The organism is Microcystis sp. M_QC_C_20170808_M9Col (assembly GCF_007095495.1).
In the GTDB taxonomy this organism is placed as follows: Bacteria; Cyanobacteriota; Cyanobacteriia; order Cyanobacteriales; family Microcystaceae; genus Microcystis; species Microcystis aeruginosa.
On sequence record NZ_SFBZ01000342.1, the window covers coordinates 1 to 21109 of the forward strand.

12 protein-coding genes and 2 tRNA genes are annotated in these 21109 nt (G+C 48.2%); 4 read left to right on the forward strand and 10 right to left on the reverse strand.

The window, feature by feature from the left end:
• Window positions 1-228: 228 nt before the first annotated feature.
• Window positions 229-780 carry a TolB family protein gene (locus EWV68_RS21565; RefSeq protein WP_061430920.1) on the reverse strand — a complete coding sequence of 184 codons (552 nt, stop codon included), beginning with the start codon at window positions 778-780 and terminating at the stop codon, window positions 229-231.
• Window positions 764-1045 (reverse strand): photosynthetic electron transport-dependent transcriptional regulator PedR, encoded by a 282-nt coding sequence (gene pedR / locus EWV68_RS21570; RefSeq protein WP_002796218.1) that lies wholly within the window; start codon window positions 1043-1045, stop codon window positions 764-766. The genes EWV68_RS21565 and pedR overlap by 17 nt, the downstream gene beginning before the upstream one ends.
• Before the next feature lie 370 nt (window positions 1046-1415).
• Here pedR and hisA point away from each other — a divergent pair, with 370 nt between their 5' ends.
• Window positions 1416-2177, forward strand: coding sequence for a 1-(5-phosphoribosyl)-5-[(5-phosphoribosylamino)methylideneamino]imidazole-4-carboxamide isomerase (hisA, locus tag EWV68_RS21575; RefSeq protein WP_061430919.1), 762 nt, complete (start codon window positions 1416-1418; stop codon window positions 2175-2177).
• Here hisA and EWV68_RS21580 read toward each other — a convergent pair.
• The 3 genes from EWV68_RS21580 to EWV68_RS21590 form a co-directional block, all read right to left on the reverse strand.
• Window positions 2174-3943: a beta-barrel domain-containing protein gene (locus tag EWV68_RS21580; RefSeq protein ID WP_061430918.1), complete on the reverse strand. Its 1770-nt coding sequence runs from the start codon at window positions 3941-3943 to the stop codon at window positions 2174-2176. The genes hisA and EWV68_RS21580 overlap by 4 nt on opposite strands.
• A gap of 364 nt (window positions 3944-4307) precedes the next feature.
• Window positions 4308-7277 carry a peptidase domain-containing ABC transporter gene (locus tag EWV68_RS21585; protein WP_287171004.1) on the reverse strand — a complete coding sequence of 990 codons (2970 nt, stop codon included), beginning with the start codon at window positions 7275-7277 and terminating at the stop codon, window positions 4308-4310.
• Between the two features lie 76 nt (window positions 7278-7353).
• Window positions 7354-8115, reverse strand: coding sequence for a peptidylprolyl isomerase (locus EWV68_RS21590; RefSeq protein ID WP_061430917.1), 762 nt, complete (start codon window positions 8113-8115; stop codon window positions 7354-7356).
• 433 nt (window positions 8116-8548) lie between these two features.
• Here EWV68_RS21590 and EWV68_RS21595 point away from each other — a divergent pair.
• The 3 genes from EWV68_RS21595 (at window position 8549) to EWV68_RS21605 (ending at window position 9369) form a co-directional block, all read left to right on the forward strand.
• A tRNA-Ser gene (locus tag EWV68_RS21595) sits at window positions 8549-8633 on the forward strand.
• 106 nt (window positions 8634-8739) lie between these two features.
• Window positions 8740-9255 (forward strand): GNAT family N-acetyltransferase, encoded by a 516-nt coding sequence (locus EWV68_RS21600; protein WP_002736326.1) that lies wholly within the window; start codon window positions 8740-8742, stop codon window positions 9253-9255.
• A 40-nt stretch (window positions 9256-9295) separates the two neighbouring features.
• Window positions 9296-9369, forward strand: a tRNA-Pro gene (locus EWV68_RS21605).
• A gap of 511 nt (window positions 9370-9880) precedes the next feature.
• Here EWV68_RS21605 and EWV68_RS21610 read toward each other — a convergent pair.
• The 5 genes from EWV68_RS21610 to rpoD form a co-directional block, all read right to left on the reverse strand.
• The gene (locus EWV68_RS21610; RefSeq protein WP_287171006.1) at window positions 9881-13888 is read right to left on the reverse strand and encodes a DNA-directed RNA polymerase subunit beta'; all 4008 of its coding nucleotides are present in this window, start codon (window positions 13886-13888) and stop codon (window positions 9881-9883) included.
• A 306-nt stretch (window positions 13889-14194) separates the two neighbouring features.
• On the reverse strand, window positions 14195-17506 hold the full coding sequence (gene rpoB, locus EWV68_RS21615) for a DNA-directed RNA polymerase subunit beta (protein WP_061430915.1): 3312 nt from the start codon (window positions 17504-17506) through the stop codon (window positions 14195-14197).
• 189 nt (window positions 17507-17695) lie between these two features.
• Window positions 17696-18475 carry a TatD family hydrolase gene (locus EWV68_RS21620; RefSeq protein WP_061430914.1) on the reverse strand — a complete coding sequence of 260 codons (780 nt, stop codon included), beginning with the start codon at window positions 18473-18475 and terminating at the stop codon, window positions 17696-17698.
• Window positions 18476-18525: 50 nt separating this feature from the next.
• Window positions 18526-18819: a 30S ribosomal protein S20 gene (gene rpsT, locus EWV68_RS21625; protein WP_002737368.1), complete on the reverse strand. Its 294-nt coding sequence runs from the start codon at window positions 18817-18819 to the stop codon at window positions 18526-18528.
• A 214-nt stretch (window positions 18820-19033) separates the two neighbouring features.
• A complete protein-coding gene (gene rpoD / locus EWV68_RS21630; protein ID WP_061430913.1) occupies window positions 19034-20284 on the reverse strand; it encodes an RNA polymerase sigma factor RpoD in 1251 nt (416 codons plus the stop codon).
• Between the last annotated feature and the right edge of the window lie 825 nt (window positions 20285-21109).

The window sequence follows — 21109 nt, forward strand, 5'->3', positions numbered from 1 at the left end:
TTAGGGGTCTCAAGCTCCCCCTAACGGCCACCGAGAAAACCTTCACCAGCTAAGTATTTTTACTCAAGTCTCTGGAGGGGGACAGCTTATGTGACAGTTGAGGGTGCGGAATGTGGGGTCGAGACGGAGCAAAAAGTAAGCGTGGAGGGATTCCGGGGTGTGTGGATATTCTCCTCTCCCATCCCCCATCTTCCCACACCCCACACCCTTCTCCCTTCTCCCCCAATACTATCGGGACGGGGAAGAATTGATCGGGGGTAAAGAAGGAGAAATTTCGCCACCTCGATCGAATATTTCCAGATTCCATTGACCGAAACGATTACTTTCAAAAGCAATAAAACGACCGTTACCACTAATCGTCGGACGACGCACTTCTCCTAAAATATTTTCGGTGATATTTTTTGCTTGCAGAGTTTGTCGATCATAAATATATATATCGGGTTTACCGGACTGTTCCGACACATAAACAATATAGCGACCATCGGCACTAATATCCGGTTGATCTTGATAGGTTTTTGCTTGATTTAACCCCGGCAGGGGAACTAAACGATTAGCCACTCGATCGAATAAATAAATCGTTCGTTGTCCCATGCGATCGGAGGCAAAGACCAGATAACGACCATCGTAGTTAAAACGGGGATTATCTTCAGAGGAAGGGGTATTTAAAGTATTTCCTAAAAGCTGTTGGGGAGGGGTGACAAAACCCGCATCACTACATCCCCCCAGACTGATGATATTAACCGCAAGAAAAAGTCCCAGAAGTTTAGGAAACCTGATCATCAGTCGGCGCTGGGGAAGGAAGGATACAACAATTAATATCATCAAGACAAACTTTACCCCAATGCAATGCCCAACGCACCAATTCCACCCGATTATCGGTTTTTGTTTTTGTCAAGATATTACTAATATGATTATCAACGGTACGCTTACTAATCTCTAGCTTTTCCGAGATTTCTTGATTAGTTAAACCATTAGCCACTAAATCGAGTATTTCTAGCTCTCGATCGGATAATGAAGCGGCTGTTTGAAACTTCGCAGCAGACATGAGTATAATTCCTCTCGTATATTTACTTATCATTCTAGAAGAATTTTTTCTCCTAGGAATCGATTAATATTCTGAAGATTATCTCTAAGCAACCAGAAATAGCTAAAATAGCTGGCTAAGACCCCCTCATCCTCAATCCCGTTTAAAAGGTATAGGAAAGTGGGGTGTAGGAAATGGGGAGATGGGGAAGTGGGGAAGTGGGGGAATTTCAACTAAAACCCTAACACCTCAACACCCCAACACCCCCCCGCAATGCGCACGCAGTGACCACCCTATCTCCTGACCACCGACTCCTGCCTCCTGTCTCCTGAATTCTGACGGCTGGTACTATATAATGAAAAACGCTCCTTAGTTAGATATTGAGAAAAACATGGAAGTTATCCCCGCTATTGATATTCTCGATGGCAAATGTGTGCGACTTTATCAGGGAGATTACCAACAATCGCAGGTTTTTAACGATAATCCCGCAATAGTGGCGCGAGAATGGGTCAATCAGGGGGCAACCAGATTACATTTAGTTGATTTGGATGGAGCCAAAGAGGGTAAATCGGTTAATTTGTCAACTATTGAAACAATTCTTAATGATATTGCCATTCCCGTACAGGTGGGGGGTGGACTGCGAGATCTAGAAACGGTGAGTAATCTCCTAAAAATCGGGGTAGAAAAGGCGATTTTAGGGACAGTAGCCGTAGAAAAGCCAGAATTAGTCAGCGAACTTTGTCAAAGCTTTCCGGGGCAAATAATTGTCGGTATTGATGCCCGCGATGGTAAAGTGGCCACCCGGGGTTGGTTAGAAACTTCCGAGGTAGAGGCGATCGCTCTTGGTCAAGATATGGCAAAAAGAGGAGCCAGTACGATTATCTACACTGATATTCATCGAGATGGCACGCTTTCTGGCCCTAATATCGCCGCTTTGCGAGAATTAGCCGAATCTGTCGAGATTCCCGTGATCGCCTCTGGGGGCATTAGTTCCCTGACGGACCTACTGAGTTTATTGTCTTTGGAACCTTTAGGAGTAACGGGAGTAATCGTGGGCCGCGCTCTTTATACCGGTGCAGTTAACCTCTCGGAAGCGATTAGCGCTATCGGATCGGGCCGTTGGCAGGATCTACCCCCGAATTTTTTCGCTTAACGGACTTGTTTGAGAGTATCCACCTGTTTATTGAACATATCGGTAAATAGTCCCAAAACAGTGCGATTTTCATTGACTTTGATGTTAACGCTCACGGACATCCCCGATTGCAGCGGCAGAGTCGATTGATCTTTCAAAACTAACTCTTGACTGTTCAAGCGTACCCGGACAGGGAACCGATAAAAACGGTGATTTTCATCGGGAGGTAAAGCATCAGAACCGATCGAGATTACTTCTCCCTTAATATCGCCGTATTCACTGTAAGAAAAGGAATCAATGCGAATATCGGCTTTTTGTCCCACGCGCACAAAACCGATGTCTTGGTTAATCACGTCCACCTCTGCCACTAAACAACCTTTAGCGGCATCTTTGACCTGGGTGGGACAGCCATCGGGAACAAGTTTTAATAATGCCTCCGCTTGACTTGGTTGGGGAACAAACCCGGGCCGGGCCTTGAGATCAAAGACCACACCATCGATGGGGGCGGTAATTTTTTGATATTTAATGGTCTGTTGTGCTTGACTAATTTGACTGTCTAGTTCGGCAATGCGCTTGTTGTTATCAATGATAATGCGACTGATCTGACTATCGATTTCAGCGATCCGTTTGTAATTGTCCGCCATTTTATCGCGCACATCTTTTTCCGTGATTACCGTGGTATTAATCAGCTTTTCTTGCGCTTGGGAGATCAACAGGAAATAACGCTTTTCTTCCTGTTCCAGGCGGGAAATTTCGGCGATGCGGGTTTGTACTTCTTTCTCTTGTTTTTCTCGATCGATTTTGCCGTTAGCCTCTTGCTGCTGCAGTTCATTTTGACGGTCAGTGACTGACTGTTTTTGTTTATTAATCTGATAACGGGCGATCGCTCCTTCATCCCCCAAGGGTTCAATATCCTTGAGAATATTACGCTCGATATCCAAGCTTTCTTGGCCCTGTTTCATCGAATTGGCATTACGAGTCTTAATTTCTTCTAAGACTAAGCGATCTTTGATTAATTGCGAGCGGGCATCGGCCAACTGTACCCGAGTTTGGGCCAATTGTTTTTCTAGTTGTTCCATTTCCAATCTAGCGGCCGCTTGTCGAGAATTGGCCTCCCGTCGAGCAGCCCCTAAACGAGCTAATTCATCCCCTTGTAAAGCAGAGCTAGAAGCACCTTCACTGACCTGTGCTTGATAAAGTTGATTTTCTGTCACCAAAGCGGCACGATTACGGGCTAAATCGGCGATTTCACTCGGTAATTTTAATTGAGCGATCGAACTTTCCACTGCTGCCGGTGTCAGATCCTGCGCCATCAACAGACGATAGAATTGATTTTCCTTCTCAGCACTGGTGCGAATTTTTCTCAAGGATTCTAACTGCACTTGCGAGGCACTGGAATCCATTAAAACCAGTACATCACCTTTGTTAACTCGATCGCCGTCTTTAACTTTCACGAACTGTACTACCCCATTCACCGGTGCTTGTACTTCTTGGACTTTGCCCTGGGGTTTAAGTTGTCCTTGGGCGCCCACCACCTGCTCGATTTTGGCGAGCGCTGACCAAATTAAAGCGGCAGTGGTGACACTCATTAATGTCCAGATAATCGTCCGTGACCAAATGGGCGATTGTTTCAGAATCACCGATTGTTCCGGTGGGCTGAAAGTGGGTAAAGAAGGGGTAATACTTTTATTTTTCGTGGTAGTGGCCACGTTTTTACTTGCTTGGGTCAGTTCATCGCTTTTACCATTGCCCTTGCCGTTTTGACCGTTATTAGAATTGCTGTTCATGGGGATTCTCCTATATTTAGGGTTTGCTGAAAAAGTTTTTCGTGGGGGTAGGGTGTAGGGTGTAGGGTGTGGGGAGTGGGGAGTGGGGTGATGGGGTGTAGGGTGTAGGGAGTGGGGTGTGGGGTGTGGGGTGTGGGGTGTGGGGTGATGGGGTGTAGGGTGTAGGGTGTGGGGAGTGGGGTGTGGGGTGTGGGGAGAATAAATAAAACTAATCTTCTGACTCCTGACTCCTGTCTCCTGACTCCTGTCTCCTGTCTCCTGACTCCTGTCTCCTGACTCCTGTCTCCTGTCTCCTGACTCCTGTCTCCTGTCTCCTGTCTCCTGATTACTGTCTCCTGTCTCCTGATTACTGTCTCCTGACTAACTAGATTTGCGAATCCTGTTGTTTATAGAGAGTATAGTAAAGGCCTTTTTTGGCCATTAATTCCTCGTGGGTGCCTTCCTCCGCTATTGTGCCTTTATCCATCATGACAATAATATCGGCGGATTTGATCGAAGCTAAACGATGGGTAATAAAGAAGACCGTGTGATCCTTGAAAACTTCCTTGAGATTCAGAAACACTTGCCGTTCGGTGTTATAGTCGAGGGCGCTGGTGGCCTCATCAAGAATGAGAATTTGCGGTCTTTGCAGGACGGAACGAGCGATCGCAACCCGTTGTCGTTGTCCCCCCGATAGGGATGCCCCCCGTTCACCGACGCGGGTATTATAGCCATTGGGCAGGGTCATAATAAATTCGTGGGCCGCCGCCGTTTTCGCTGCCGAGACAATTTCCTCCACAGTCGCATCGGGGTTAGTCAGGGCGATATTTTCCTGTACCGTACCGTCAAATAATAGGGTTTCTTGGGGAACCATGCCGATTTGACGACGGAGGGAATAGAGTTCCACTTTGTTGATATCGTAGCCATCGATGAGAATCCGTCCCGATTCTGGTTCATAGAGACGGGCTAACAATTTAGTGACGGTACTTTTCCCGGCGCCACTTTCTCCCACCAAAGCGACAAAAGTACCGGCCGGGAATTCTAAATTGACGTTGTATAGTTGCAGCGGGCCGTGGGGATTGAAGCGGAAAGCGAGGTTTTCGTAGGTGACGGTGCCTTTAATTAAGGGCATGGGGATATTTTGGCGATCGAGTTCCGCTTCTTGGGGAGTATCGACGATATCGGCTAATCTTTCCAGGGATAAGCCAGTTTCTTGGAAGTTTTGCCAGAGTTGGGTCAAACGCAGAATCGGCGAGGTAACGTAGGAAGCGATAATCCGGAAGGCAATTAATTGACCAAGAGTGAGTTTTCCGTCTAAAACTAGGGCTGCTCCCACCCAAAGCACTAATAAACCCGATAATTGGTTAAAGAAGTGACTAAAGGAACCGGCCAAAGTTGAGGTCATTACCGTTTGAAAACCTTCGGCCACATAGCGCGCATAACGCTCTTGCCACTGCCAACGGGAACGCAATTCGATATTTTGTGCTTTCACCGTTTGAATTCCTGTCATTACCTCCACGAGATAGGATTGGGTTTCGGCGTTTCGTTCGGCTTTTGCTCGCAGTTGTCGCCGCACGATCGGTGCGAAAATAGCTGTGGAGAGAACTAAAATCGGCACGACTCCCAGGGCCCAGAAGGTTAGGATCGGGCTATAGATCAACATAACCACGATGTAGATAACCGAGAAAATGGCATCTAACACCACCGTTAAGGCTGTCCCCGTTAAAAATTGCCGAATATTCTCTAATTCGTTGATTCTTGTCGAAATTTCCCCCACTGGCCGCCGTTCAAAGTATTTCAGGGGTAAGCGCAGCAGGTGATCGATAATTTCTGAACCGAGGGTCATGTCGATGCGGTTAGTGGTATCGACAAAAAGGGATGTTCTCAAAAAGGTTAAAATTCCCTCGAAAACGGCAATTACTAACAGGAAAACCCCGAGGGTATTCAAGGTTTCCGGGCTATTCTGCACAATCACTTTATCGATGATCACCTGAATCATCAAGGGATTGGCCAGGGCAAATAACTGCACGAAGAAAGAAGCGATAAAAACTTCTATTAAGACTCGTTTATGTTTCTTGACAGAAGGCCAAAACCATGATAGACCAAAACGCTGTTGCTGGGTGTGTTTGGTGGGTTTGAGCAGAATTACTTCCCCTTTTTCGCCCCAAGATTCCAGAAATTCGCTGGTTTGGCGTTTAATTATCCCCCTTTGGGGAACAGCGATTGTGGTTTCCCGTTGATTAATTTCGTAGAGGATAACGATGCTGTCTTGCCAGCGAATTAGGGCAGGAGGGTTGATATTGGGCAAGGAAGAAGCATTTAGGGGTACTAATTGGCTATGGAGTCCCACTACCTCGGCTACAGCCCCACACAGGGGCAGGGAAAGGCTGCCGGTTCTTTGCAGTTGATCCCCTAGGATGCGTTGGATCACGTCCTTGCGAAAGGGGATATTAAAATATTTGCAGAGCATCTGAAAACAGGCACTCACCGCCTCTAGTTCCGTTTTTCCCCCGAAAAAAGCATAGGACTTGCGGTTTTTCTCGACCGTTTTTTCAAGGGCGATATCGCTGGTGATGTCGCTTATTTTTCCCTGGGGGATATCTAATACCTGGGTGGGTTTATTTCCCTTGATGACTTGGGTTTCTAGGATATCATCCGTTTCTGTTTCCGCAGCCGCTTCGGTTTCCACTGTCAAGAATTCATCTAACTGGTCGGAGGAAAGACCTAATAAGCGGGTGTTAGTCGGATTGTTCTGGGTGATAACTGTGCCGATAGGATAATTATCGGTATTTTCGCTGACTAACCAGAGATAATCATCGTTAATCTGGTTGTAGGACACACAAGCTTTGTTTAAAAGAGCCTGAGCAATTTCTTTCAGGTCCCCCCCACCCCAGGCCTGTTGATTAAGATAGGAGCCTAGGAGAGCATAAACTTCAGCGATCGAGGTTTCTTTAAAGAAATATTGCTTAAATTCGGGGTAATTATTGATTAAAGACCAAAAATCCTCTTGTTTTAAGGTTAAACAGATCGTGACTTCCGAAGAAGCGATAACCGTTTCACAGGGGGTAGCGCGCAGAAGACTCATCCACCCGAATAAATCCCCCGGCTGTAATTTAGCCAAAGTGACCGGCAGCGGATTGTTTACCCTAGCATCGTAACCCAAAAGTCTGGCCTCTCCCTCGTAGAGAAGGATGAGGTGGGAGGGTAAGCGATCGCACTTGAGGATCGCATTGCCCATCTCATAGCGAAGGGGTTGTAATTTCTGGCCGAGGGAACGTCTAACCTCGACGGGCAGGCGATCGAAGGGCTGTACGGTCTCCAGAAAGGCGGTAAAATCTAAGGTGGTATAACTCATTGGCTAGGCGAAAATTGACTAGGTTGGCAAATAATTAAGCGAAAAGACTGGGTTTACCCAGTGTTGCAAGGAAATGCTATATAATCGATACCTGCTCGCTATTGACTGGGTTTGATTCGGAGATAAATTTCACTGTTTGCATTTGAGCCGTTAACCATTGTTGGAATAAATCATTGCGTAAGCGTTGACGGGTGGGAGGATCCAGTTCACAGGATAAGTATTTTTCCAGCCGCACAATCACCACCCATTCTCCCACTTGCGTCGGTGGCCACAGTTGCCCCGGTTTACTTGCCTTGAGAATTTGCCCGATCTGGGGATGGGGGGTGCTCAGTTCCACAGGTCCGATTAGTCCTCCGGTTTCCGCTTCTGAGCCTTGGGAGTATTTTTTGGCTAGTTCAGCGAAGCTATTTTCTCGATCCTGTATCCGGAAAAATAGTTCCTGGGCAATGCCGATATTTTTTGTCCGAATCAGCGAATAAACCACCTTATCCAATTGATTTTTGACTTGCAAGAAGTAGGATTCTACTTTGTTATCCCAAGTCTCCTGTTTAAATTTTTCCAATTTAACGTCCCGAAGAATTAGATATTCTAGTTGTTCGGAATCCATCCCGTTTTGTCGTAACCAGGATTTCATTTGTTCATCGTTGGCAATTTGATTATTTTGATAGAAACGGGAATAGGCGGCGTTTCTTTCTTCGGGATTGCAGGTGATATTGGCGATCGCTTGCTCGATAATTACTTCCAGAATTAACTGGGGTAACATACCATATTTTGCCAAAAGAGGCAAGACCTGTGACTGGTTAATTTTTTGGTCGCCGATTTCAATAATTGAACTCATAATAAATACATTTTCCTCTCAGAAATGTTTAAAACTATCAACTCTAGGAGCTTCTAAATTTTATTGAGGTGATTATACGTCAAAACAGCAATTTTAAGGCACTCCCCCCTATTTTAATTTTAGTTTTCCCCGTGAAAGCCGAAAATTACAGAAATTAAAGGAATAAGTCGGTCATCCCGGCGGGGGTGGTAAGGGGAAGTGATCCAGGTCTGGCCGATAGGCCCGCCCAAAACCCTGCTCAGAAAGCCCTAATCACGCTTCTAATGTACCAGAATAGACCTCTTGCAGAAGTCAGGGAAGGGGGAAAGGGGAAATTTTAACCTTTAACCCTTAACCCTTAACCCGATAATATGCACCCCTTTTCCCTACATTTGCCGAAAATTTTTTGATTTATGCGGGAGATCTAATGATAGGATATAGGTCTAGCTGCCTTGGAGAGGTGGCAGAGTGGTCGATCGCGCTCGACTTGAAATCGAGTAACCAGCAATGGTTCGTGGGTTCAAATCCCACCCTCTCCGTACTCAACCAATCAAATTTGGACTCAGGTTGCCCGATTGTTCGTAGACAGGGGAAAATAAAATATACTAGGCTAAAAGGATAATATTGAGGCAGTAGCCCCCCGGCATGGTTTTTTGGAAAAGATTGTTTAATAGCTCGGAAGTCACTGCATCTCCTGACTATTCGGGAGACTTGGTAGAGGTTGCCCAGAATGACCTCGGACAGACGCGAGTGTTTTTTAGTACCGATCGAGAGCTAGATCTATATGAGTTAGAAGAACTTTGTGACTCGGTAGGTTGGGCCCGTCGTCCTTTACGCAAAGTTAAAAAGGCGATCGAATGTAGTTTTTTAGTGGTGTCGATGTGGGAAGTGCGAGGTAATCGCCGTCGTTTAGTGGGTTTTGCCCGTGCCACTTCCGATCACGCTTTTAATGCTACAGTCTGGGATGTGGTTGTTCATCCTCACTATCAAAGTAAAGGCTTTGGTAAAGCATTAATGAAATTTATGATCAGGAAGTTGCGGGGTGAGGACATCAGTAATATAACTCTTTTCGCCGATCCGCAGGTGGTGGATTTCTATCGTCGTCTCGGTTTTGTTCTCGATCCCGAAGGTATCAAAGGTATGTTTTGGTATCCCGATTAAGAATGCGGCTCTTAAGCTATACTAAAAAAGGAATCGACTTCGGGATGTAGCGCAGCTTGGTAGCGCGCCTGCTTTGGGAGCAGGATGCCGCAGGTTCAAATCCTGTCATCCCGACTTGAGAGAAAATTCTTAAAATCCTAACTTTGTCTCCTTTCCGGTTGACAAAAAAGGCTGCCTTCTTTATATTGCCAAACTTAGGTGATACTAAATCCGTTGAGTATAGGCTACTTAGGGTCTGCTGAAAAAGTTTTTCGGTGGTGGCAGGGTGTGGGGTGTGGGGTGTGGGGTGTGGGGTTTTACCCATTTTCAGGTGGTCAATTACCTAATTTTCAGGGAAAAAATCCCTAAATTTTCCCCCCAATCACTCCAATGGTAGGCCAAGGTTTTTAGATTTATTCCGCCAACCCTACTTATGAGGACAGGCACTCATGCAAAAGGCAAAAGGCAAAAGGGGCAATAGATAATCAGTCTTTAATAACCGGATTTAGTATGAGTTAGCCAGAAAATTAAGGAGTTTGGGGAGAGAAGCAGGAGATTCTTGGGGAATAATCGGGGTTTTTCTCGAGAAAAATTGCCCTTGCCTCCCCTTGTCTCCCACTGCTCCTTGTAATATCTCCACAGACGATTATTCTTCTTCTTCGTAATCCTCCTCGAAATCGTCCTCATCTCCTTCCTCATCCGGTTCTGACCAGCGATCGCTGATGGGTTGGCGACTAAAGCGACTGCTGCCGCGGGAGGAGAGGAAAGCCATCTCATCATCCTCTAAATCGACCACATCACCCTCAGCGTAGGCGCGAGCGGTTTGATCGTCAAGAATCATATCGCTATCCTCGCTACTATCGCCGAAACCGGGACGAGGGGGCAAGCCGAGGCCGCCGGGGGGAGCGTAATAGCTACGATTGTTGTAGTTATATTCCTCCTCTGGGGGGGTGTAATCGCTGATCCCCGCCGTGTTTTCGTGGGAATTGAAGCCAGTACCCGCCGGAATCAGACGACCGATAATCACGTTTTCCTTGAGACCCCGTAACCAGTCGGACTTGCCTTCGATCGCCGCTTCGGTGAGGACGCGGGTGGTTTCTTGGAAGGAGGCGGCACTGATAAAGCTATCGGTATTCAAGGAAGCTTTGGTGATCCCCAGTAGTACAGGCGTATATTTAGCTGCCGCCCCACCGGTGATCGACATGGCTTCGTTTACCGTCTCCACCTGTCGCAGTTCCAACAATTCCCCGGGTAACATACTGGTATCGCCGCCGTCATCGATCCGCACCTTAGAGGTCATCTGACGCACGATCACTTCAATATGTTTATCGGCAATATCGATACCTTGGGATTGGTAAACCGACTGTACCTGATCAACGAGGAACATCTGGGTTTTTTCCAAGGCTTTCAGGGCTGCCTCGTAACTGCCCAGGCTATCCACATAATAATTAAAGAACACCTCTAAAATCTCGTGGGGATTAGCCTGACCATCGGTTAACGCCTGACCCACATCAATACGCTGATTATCGCTCACCAGAGGGTTTTGACTGCCTAAAAGCGGATATTCACTGATCGTGCCGTCATCCTCGACCACCTTAATATCGACGATCTCAGAATCTTGGTACTCCACTTGACAAACTCCCGGTTTGCGTGCCAGGACACAGGCCTCTTTCGGCTTACGCGCTTCGAGCAGTTCTTCGATTCTCGGTAAACCTTGAATGATATCCCCGGTTTTCGAGCGCTCAAACACCAACAGCACCAAATTATCGCCCCGTTGGACCAGATCTCCCTCATCGATGTGCAGAATGGCCCCCGCCGATACTCGGTAGGGTCGTGCCTTACGCAGACGGATTTCATAACCAGTGGTGGTTTTGTCAACGGCCAGCACTTGACCGGAATTGGGGGCTAAAACTCCGGCAGCGATCTCAGCTTCGGCGATTACCAGATCCCCGGCTTTGACGGTGGGAGCAACAGCGAGCGGGAGAATAAACTCGTCACGGTCACTCACAATTAAAAGACGGCGCACCGCTTCGCTGCCCTTGCGAATCCCGCGAATTTCTCCAGCTTCCTTACACTGGATTTCGGTCCTGGCTACCACTGCCCCCGGTGGAATTTCATCGCCATCTTGGACGAGAACGCGAGTCTGAATATTACCCCCTAAAGGATCATTATCACTATCTCGACGCAGCACCAGAGATTCGAGAATAACTAACTGTAAACGCTGACAATCCGTGTCCTCAATCGGTTCTAACTCGATATCGGCCGTCAGATGGGAGACTGATTCTGGTTCTTCGCTGGAAATTTCGAGGACTAATTGGGTGCTGATCAGTTGACAACCCTCGACGGATTTAACTCTTTCACCGTCTTTAAAGAAGATGCGCTGCACCGATCGCAGTTCGATATGTCGTCCTCCTTCTTGGTTAGCGGAACCTTGGGTGGGAGAAGTGGATTGGTCTTGTACAGTGAACTCCTGTACCGGTCGCAGTAGTAAACCCAAACCCTCGTTAGTTTCCACCCATTCCGCTTGCCGTAACTCCTCGATCGTGACTTCGGGAGTTAACTGTGTCCCGGGGTAAATTAACTGTTCTTGGGCAATTCCAGAGGATTCCGGTTCGAGATCCATAAATAACAGCCCCGGTTTGACAATGATCTCCCGGAGGATGTCATTTTTCTGGATGACTTCCACCACACCGCTAGAGTTACAGAAGATGTCTTTAACCACTTCTTCCCCTGCTTCCACATACTGCCCATCTTCCACCTGTAAGAGGGAGATATCTTTATTGACTTCGTGGGTTTCTTCGGGAATCCAGAGGATCGTGCCGCCTTTGGTGATTTCATAACCCTGTTTGCGGCTGCCTTTGGAGACTTCGATATCGACGTATTTAATCATCCCGCCGGTGTGGGTTTGATAGCGATCGTCGATTAACTCGGCGACAATGGCATGATTCTGTACTTTTGTCCCCGGAGTGGTTTTCAGCAGGAAGCGTTGACCATCGACCGTATGAATAATAAATTGTTCTCGACCGGCACTACTTTCTACTTTTACTTCGGCCTGCTCCAAGGACACGGAAGCGGTGACGATATCGATTTCCCGGCTATTGGGGGCTAAACGCACCAAACCGCCGTTAGTGGATACCAGCTTAGTTTCCGCCAGAACATCCCCCACTTGTACTGTATCGCCGTTACTGACCACGGGTTCGGCCCCGGTTGGCAAGTTATACACTTCTCCGGAGAGAATCCATAGTAATCCCCCCCGTTGGGCGATGCGGGTGGTGTTGCCTTGGCGATCGGTTTTTTCCTCTGGGACTAATTGGGAGAATAGCACCTCGCCAGCTAAGTCACTGGTTACGTCTTTTGTGGCTTTTTCCGTGGATTTTTGGACTTTATCAGAGGTAATTTCCGCTAGTAACTGTTCCTCGCTTACTGTTGCCCCATCGGTGACGAATAGCAGCGAACCAGGAGTCAAAGAGTAGGTGACAGTTTCTTTAGTTTTATCCTTGGGTGTTAATTTAATTTCCCCCGGTGCCTCCACCTGATCCCGTTCATCCCCGTGGCGAGTTCGCACGTTACGGATACTTAACCCCGGCAGAAAACGCACGGTTCCCTCGAAGGGACTCCGCACTTGCCGGGCTACTTCTCCGGTAAATACGCCCCCGGTGTGGAAGGTACGCATGGTTAACTGAGTCCCCGGTTCCCCGATCGATTGGGCGGCAATAATCCCCACTGCTTCCCCCATATCCACCGGATGACCGTGGGCCAGACTCCAACCGTAACAGGTTTGGCAAACCGAGCGGGCCGCTTCACAGGTTAAGGGACTGCGGACTTTGATTTTATCGACGAGTCGCCCTAATTTTTCGGCGGTTTCGTCATCGATAATCTGGTTGCGGGTGGCGATCACTTCTCCATTGACCACCACATCTTCGGCCAAGGAACGACCTAATAAGCGATCGCTTAAGGGAATTAACACGCGATCGCCATCGGTCATGGCGGTTAATTCAACATAACGATTAGTGCCACAATCTGCCTCGCGGACGATGACATCTTGGGACACATCGACGAGACGACGGGTGAGATAACCGGAATCTGCCGTCCGTAGGGCTGTATCAACTAAACCTTTGCGCGCCCCGTAGGAGGAAATAACGTATTCGGTAACGGTCAATCCCTCCCGGAAGTTAGTCTTAATCGGCAGGTCGATAATTTCCCCCTGGGGATTAGCCATTAATCCCCGCATTCCCACTAACTGACGCACTTGGCTCATATTACCCCGCGCCCCGGAGAAAGCCATCATATAGACGGAGTTGAGGGGATCGGTGACTTGGAAGTTGCGAATTACTTCATCTTTAAGCGATTCAGATGTACTATTCCAAGTGTCAATTACTTTTTGGAAGCGTTCCACTTCGGTGATTTCCCCGCGCACATAACGCTGTTCGGTTTGCCGGATTTCCTGTTCGGCACTTTCGATCATCTGTCGTTTAGCCGGTGGTACGGTTAAATCATCCACACTAATGGAAACCCCCGCTTTGGTAGCGAAACGAAACCCGAGGTTTTTCAATTCATCGGCCATTTGTGAACAGCGCGCCGAACCGTAGTTTTGATAGGCCCAAGCGATCAGTTTTTTCAGTTTTCCTTTGTCAACAGTTTGGTTATAAAACATCTCGATCCGGGTAACAAGTAAACAGCTATTAGCTATCAGCCATCAGCATTCAGCTATCAGTTAGAAAAGGGAACAGGAAACAGGGAATAGAGAACGGGGAATAGGCAAATTTTTACTTTACTGTCCTTTTTTTGGCTTTTTCCTTGAAAATTCTCTCCTGTCTCCTGACTGGAAAGAGGGTGTAGGGTGTGGGGTGTAGGGAAAGAAACCTCTTTCATCTGTGGGGGTGAAAATTTTTTCATCGGGACTGACTCCTGACTTCTCACTGATAACTGATAACTGATAACTGATAACTGATAACTGAAATTACACTTCCGATTCTTCTTCTTCAAGGTCTTCCGTGGTTAAGGATTCGTAGGTGGGGCGAGAGGGGGCGCGACGACCGACATCGACCATCAGATCCACCTCCACATCGCGGGAAGTACCATCGGGGGCATTTTCCACCTTGTGAACGGCGATATCGAGGCCGAGGGATTGCAATTCTCGCATCAAAACCTTAAAGGATTCTGGCGTACCCGGGCGGGGAATCGGCTTGCCTTTTACGATCGCATTTAAAGCTTCATTCCGTCCTTGCATATCATCGGATTTTACCGTTAGCAATTCCTGCAAGGTATAGGCCGCCCCGTAGGCCTCTAGGGCCCAGACTTCCATTTCTCCGAAGCGCTGACCCCCCTGTTGAGCTTTACCGCCCAGGGGTTGCTGGGTAACCAAGGAGTAGGGACCGGTAGAGCGGGCGTGAATCTTATCATCAACCAGGTGAACCAGTTTTAACATATAGGCCATACCGACGGTAACGGGACGGTCAAAGGGTTCCCCGGTGCGACCATCATAGACGGTGACTTTGCCGGCGTGTTCTTCCTTGAACACCCAATCGCGATTGGGTTTTTTCGAGGCACTTTCTAGCAATCCGTGGACGGTTAAACGGCTGGCTTCTTCCCCGTACATTTCGTCAAAGGGAGTAATCTTAAAGCGTACGCCCAGATTTTCCCCGGCCCAACCCAGTAAACATTCAAACACCTGACCGACGTTCATGCGACTGGGAACCCCTAGGGGATTGAGAACGATATCGACGGCACGACCATCGGGGAGGTAGGGCATATCTTCTAGGGGCAGAATGCGAGAAATAATCCCTTTATTGCCGTGACGACCCGCCATTTTATCGCCCACTTGGATTTTGCGTTTTTGGGCAACATAGACCCGCACCACCATATTGGCCCCGGGGGGTAATTCATCCCCCTGTTCGCGGGTAAATACCCGCACATCGACTACCCGGCCTTTTTCGCCGTTGGGGACGCGTAGGGAGTTATCCCGTACATCCCTGGCTTTTTCGCCGAAAATTGCCCGCAGTAGTTTTTCTTCGGGGGGTTGGTCTGATTCGCCTTTCGGGGTGACTTTCCCCACAAGGATATCGCTGGCTTCTACCCAGGCACCGATGCGAATAATGCCGCGTTCATCGAGGTTTCGCAGGGCATCTTCACCGACGTTGGGAATTTCCCTGGTGATTTCCTCCGGTCCAAGTTTAGTTTGACGGGCTTCGATCTCGTATTTTTCGATGTGGATACTGGTATAGACATCTTGTGCCACCAGTCGTTCACTGATTAAAATCGCATCTTCGTAGTTATAGCCTTCCCAGGGCATATAGGCGACGAGGATATTCTGGCCGAGGGCGATTTCCCCTCCTTCGGTGGCGGAACCATCGGCGAGAATCTGCCCGGGTACAACTTGTTCCCCTTGATAGACTAAAGGACGCTGATTTAAGCAGGTATCTTGGTTAGAGCGTTGATATTTCTGAATTTCGTACTCGATCTCGCTCTTGCCGAAAATCTCTTTGTCTTCATCCGCCACTTTGATGCGAATCCGGTTAGCATCGACGTAGGAAACAACCCCATTGGTACGGGAAACGATCACCATGCCGGAGTCGCGAGCGGCCTGTGCTTCCAATCCGGTACCCACAAGGGGACGTTCGGGACGCAGCAGGGGAACCGCTTGTCGTTGCATATTAGAACCCATGAGGGCGCGGTTAGCGTCGTCGTGTTCGAGGAAGGGAATCAGGGAAGTTGCCACCGAGACAATTTGGACGGGGGAAACACAAACGTAGTCCACTTGTTCGGGGGAAGTGGTGGAGAATTCCTGCCGATAGCGCACTGGGATAGTTTCGCCGAGGATATAACCATTTTCATCGGTGGCCACGTCTCCGGGTGCCACCCGCAGATCGTCTTCTTCGTCGGCGGTTAGGTATTTAACGGGGAGATCATAGCGTACTCGGCCATTTTCCACCACATAACAGGGGGTTTCAATAAAACCGTAGTCGTTGACGCGAGCGTAGGTGGCCAGGGAGCCGATTAAACCGGCGTTGGGACCTTCTGGGGTTTCCACCGGACAAATGCGACCGTGGTGGGAGGGGTGGATGTCGCGCACGGCAAAACCGGCCCGTTCCCTGGTGAGACCGCCGGGTCCAAGGGCGGAAATACGGCGTTTATGGGTCAATTCCGCTAGGGGATTGGTTTGATCCATAAACTGGGAGAGTTGCGAGGAACCAAAGAATTCTTTAATCGCCGCTACTAGGGGTTTCGGGTTGACTAGGGAAGCGGGGGTGAGGTTTTGGGATTCGCTGACGGTCATCCGTTCCCGAATGATTCTTTCTAAGCGGTTTAAACCCACTCGCACTTGGTTTTGTAGCAGTTCACCCACGGAACGGACGCGACGGTTGCCGAGGTGGTCGATGTCGTCGGTGTTGCCGATGTCAAATTCGAGGTTAATTAGGTAGTCGATCGCCGCTAAGATGTCGGTGGTGGTCAGAACGCGCTGGTTATCGGGGACGTTGAGGCGTAGTTTTTTGTTGAGTTTATAACGACCAACGCGACCGAGATCGTAGCGTTTATTGTCAAAAAAGCGCGATTCGAGCAGTTGTTGTCCGCCGGTGACGGTGGGAGGTTCCCCGGGGCGTAGTTTGCGGTACAGGTCGAGGAGGGCCTCTTCTTCGCTGGGATTGCCTTCTTTGTCGAGGGTTTTTTGGTAGAATTCGGGATGGCGTAGGGAGTCAAAGATTTCGTTATCGCTCAATCCGATCGCTTTCAGGAGAACTTGGGCGGATAATTTGCGGGTTTTGTCGATTCTGACCCAGACTAAGCCGTTTTTGTCGGTTTCAAATTTTAACCAAGCTCCTCGGTTGGGAATCAGGGAAGCGGAGTAGGTACGGCGACCGTTTTTGTCGATTTCGGCTTTGTAGTAAACACCGGGGGAACGGACGATCTGATTGACGATGACTCGTTCGGCCCCGTTAATGATAAAGGTTCCCCGTTCGGTCATCAGGGGTAAATCGCCGATAAAGACTTCCTGTTCGATGTTTTCTCCCGTTTCTTTGTTGATTAGACGGGTGGGAACGTACATCTGAACGGAATAGGTGCTATCGCGTCGTTTGGCTTCATCGACGTTGTATTTCGGTTCTTTGAGTCTGTAGTCCTGGCCGAGGAAATGTAGTTCTAATTTACCTGTATAGTCGCTGATGGGGGAAAAGCTATTCAGTTCCTCGATTAGTCCTTCTTCCAAAAACCACCGAAAACTGGAGTGTTGGATTTCGATGAGGTCGGGTAAGAGGTTAAAGGTAAGATTGTTCATAGGGTTACAAGGGCTGATGACACGATAGCGACGGTCGGGAATTGCTCTCGGAGATCGGGGTTTTTAGGGGTTGGGTGTTGGGGTTTTAGGGTTTTAGGGTGTTGGGGTTTTAGGGTTTTAGTTGAATTCCCCCATTTCCCCATTTCCCCATTTCCCCGTCCCCTGCTCTGTGCTAATAAACTATGTTTTTTAACTGGGGAGTTGAAATAAGTTGCGGGCGTTCTGGGTGGTTTGTTCGGCTAGGGTTTCGACCGGATAGCCGCGCAGACGGGCGACGGTTTCGGCCACATGGAAGACGAAAGAGGGTTCACAAGGTTTACCGCGGTGGGGATTGGGTGAGAGAAAGGGGCAATCGGTTTCGATCAGTAGGCGATCGCTGGGGACAATTTGGGCGGCAGCTTGCACGGTTTTACTGTTTTTGAAGGTGACAATGCCGCTAAAGCTGATGTAAAAACCCAAATCTAAAAACCATTGAGTTTCTTCGGGGTTGCCAGTCCAGCAGTGCATCACGCCGCGAATTTTGCCCACTTGTTGCCGAAAGGCGCTGATTTCCTCCCGCATGACCGGGGCCGCATCTCGACAATGGATAATCACGGGTTTATCGAGACGATGGGCGATTTCTAATTGCGTCCAAAAGACCTGTTTTTGCTGCTCTTGATTATCCGCTTTATAGAAGTCTAAACCCATTTCCCCGATCGCCACGACGCGCCGATCAGATCGGGCTAGGGATTCGATCTGATCGGCACTATTATCTCGCCATTTTTGGGCATCTAGGGGATGTAAACCGACGGCGAAGGAAATTTCCTCAAATTGATCGGCAATGGCTTTAATCGCCGCAAATTCATCCGGTTCGACACAGGAGTGAACCAGATGAACGACTCCCACACTTCGCCAACGTTCGGAGATAGCGGGCAAGTCGGCTTGCAAAACGTCAAAGTTCAAATGAACGTGCGTATCTATTAATTGCATCGACCCCCGATCGCTTGTTGCGTCTGTCCTGATTACAGCTTACTTGTTTCTTAGGAAGCTTGGCTAACTTTTTGCAAAGCTTTGGCTAAACCGGCTTTTTTTCTAGCGCCGTTGTTCCGGTGCAAGACGTTGCGCTTGACGGCTTTATCGATTTTACTGTAAGCTTCCGATAGAGCTTGTTGGGCGCTTTCTAGTCCTTCCGGGCTGGGGTTGGCTCCGTAGGCCGAGACAGCGACAAGACATTTTTTGATCAGGGTTCTTACGGCTGACTTGTACGCTTTGTTGCGTAGTCGATTTCTTTCGGAGATTTGGACTCGTTTGAGTGCAGACTTTGTATTAGCCACAGTCGTTTCTCGTTCTCAATACTGGTATGGTTAATCGGGACACAGACAAACCATAATAACAGATTTGTGCTATTTGTTGCAAGAGTTTTCTGAACAAGATTGGGGCAACCCCAGAGATATTTTCAGGATTAGGTTCCCACAGATGGGGAAGTGTAGATGACAGTAAAACTGAGCCTCAAGGAGACTCAGTTTCTAGTTTTTTAAGGACGGGAAGTTAACGAATGTACTCTTTGAGGATACTATTACGGTTAGGGTGACGCAGTTTCCGCAGAGCCTTGGCTTCTATTTGACGAATGCGCTCGCGAGTGACGTTGAAGATTTGGCCGATTTCTTCGAGGGTTTTCATCCGGCCGTCATCCAAACCGTAGCGCAGACGCAGCACATCGCGTTCACGAGGACTAAGGGTATCGAGGACATTTTCTAAATCCTCGCGTAATAAATTTTTAGAAACTTCATCTTCTGGGGTTTCCCCATCTGCTTCGATAAAGTCTCCTAAACGGGAATCTTCTTCTTTCCCGATGGGAGTCTCTAGAGAAATAGGTAATTGGGCAGATTTGGCAATAAAACGCAGTTTTTCAATGGTCATCTCCATCTTGGTGGCGATTTCTTCCTCGGTGGGTTTGCGACGCATTTCCTGAGAAAGAATCTTGGTGGTTTTTTTGATCCGGGAGATGGTTTCGTAGAGGTGGACGGGAAGTCTAATGGTGCGGGATTGATCGGCGATCGCCCGGGTGATGGCTTGACGAATCCACCAAGTGGCATAGGTGGAGAATTTATAACCCTTTTCGTGGTCGAATTTTTCGGCGGCGCGGATCAAACCGAGGGAACCTTCTTGAATTAAATCTTGGAAGGAAAGACCGCGGTTCATGTATTTCTTGGCGATGGAAACCACTAAACGCAGGTTCGATTGTACCATTTTTTCCTTAGCGCGGCGACCATGGTACAAACGACGCTTAAAGGCCGATAAGTATTCCTTTGATTTCGCCAGCCATTCTTCCACCAGGGGAGCCATTAGCTCCGTCTTACCTAAATAACCCTTAATATCCGATAATTTCGGTTCTTTTTCCGATTTTTCGGCGATAATTTTTTCGATGCGCTCGAACAAGAACACCTGTTTTCCCCATTCAGCATCGGTATAGAGGCGAAAATCTTCGCGAATACGTTCTAATTTCAGTAGATCGGCGATTTTTCTCGCTAATTCGATCTCCTCCTCCGCTCTCAATAACCGAATCCTGCCGATCTCTTGCAGATAAATCCGAATCGAATCTTCCGTATAGGGTTTTTTTCTGGCCGCGTCGCGACGACGAGCGCTGGCAAGGCGGCGGGTTTTTTTGCCATCGTTGCTATCGCTGGTTTCTTCTAGCTCTAACTCGATATCCTCATCATCGAAGTCTTCGTCTAGGTCAATCAAATCTAAATCCAATTGCGGCTCGGTAAGGGTTAGTACATCGTGGGCCTGCGTCATGCCGTTTTCCTCTTGCTCCTTCTGTGCAAAACTAGAAGATCGAATCTCAATCTAGGTGATACTGAACGAATTTGTGTCTCCAATCCGAGACGGGGAAAGACTTTTCCGATTGTAGCTTTAATTACAACAAATGGGAGAAGATCTTTGCTTAAATTCTCTTGTGTCGATGCGATTTTAGCGACACGGAATGCTGTTTTAGCTCGGTCAACTCATAATCTGGCTCCTGCAAAAATTGGGTAAATGGCTGGAGGACTGAAATCTGATCGCCGGTTTGTCTGCGGTGTTGACCAGATAGCTAACAATCAAAGGAATTATTGGACGGGTTAACTGTTCCCAATGGCAAGGGGAACAGCATCCCTATTGGCCCTTGCTAATTCCTTTAGTCTTTAGCTATTGTATTTAATTTGATCGGATTATTACGGATAAATTTCATCCCTCATTGCTTTTACGGGAATCTGTTTTTGGTACATTTGCACCATGATTGATCAGAGCGCAAGCTCATAATATTAACTTAGCAACATTTTAGAAATTTGCGAGACAAATTTAAGATTTTCTCCAACAGCGACGTGGGGTGTGGGGTGTGGGGTGTGGGGTGTGGGGTGTGGGGTGTGGGGTGTGGGGTGTGGGGTGTGGGGAAGTGGGGTGGTGGGGTGTGGGGAGTGGGGTGTGGGGAAGTGGGGTGGTGGGGTAGTGGGGGAATTTCAACTAACCCACATTCCGCACCCTAAAGTGTCACATTGAAAATTTTATCTAAATCGTCAAAACGATTGCCGGCTCTGAATTACAGGCTAATTTGTTTGCCCAGCAGATGCACAATTAGCCCTA

Excerpts from the sequence above, each read along its gene's own strand:
- EWV68_RS21585 (WP_287171004.1), bottom strand. The coding sequence starts at position 7,277 with ATGAGTTATACCACCTTAGATTTTACCGCCTTTCTGGAGACCGTACAG.
- rpoD (WP_061430913.1), bottom strand. The coding sequence starts at position 20,284 with ATGACGCAGGCCCACGATGTACTAACCCTTACCGAGCCGCAATTGGAT.
- rpoB (WP_061430915.1), bottom strand. The coding sequence starts at position 17,506 with ATGAACAATCTTACCTTTAACCTCTTACCCGACCTCATCGAAATCCAA.
- EWV68_RS21590 (WP_061430917.1), bottom strand. The coding sequence starts at position 8,115 with ATGAGTTCAATTATTGAAATCGGCGACCAAAAAATTAACCAGTCACAG.
- pedR (WP_002796218.1), bottom strand. The coding sequence starts at position 1,045 with ATGTCTGCTGCGAAGTTTCAAACAGCCGCTTCATTATCCGATCGAGAG.
- EWV68_RS21620 (WP_061430914.1), bottom strand. The coding sequence starts at position 18,475 with ATGCAATTAATAGATACGCACGTTCATTTGAACTTTGACGTTTTGCAA.
- hisA (WP_061430919.1), top strand. The coding sequence starts at position 1,416 with ATGGAAGTTATCCCCGCTATTGATATTCTCGATGGCAAATGTGTGCGA.
- EWV68_RS21565 (WP_061430920.1), bottom strand. The coding sequence starts at position 780 with ATGATCAGGTTTCCTAAACTTCTGGGACTTTTTCTTGCGGTTAATATC.
- EWV68_RS21610 (WP_287171006.1), bottom strand. The coding sequence starts at position 13,888 with ATGTTTTATAACCAAACTGTTGACAAAGGAAAACTGAAAAAACTGATC.
- EWV68_RS21580 (WP_061430918.1), bottom strand. The coding sequence starts at position 3,943 with ATGAACAGCAATTCTAATAACGGTCAAAACGGCAAGGGCAATGGTAAA.
- EWV68_RS21600 (WP_002736326.1), top strand. The coding sequence starts at position 8,740 with ATGGTTTTTTGGAAAAGATTGTTTAATAGCTCGGAAGTCACTGCATCT.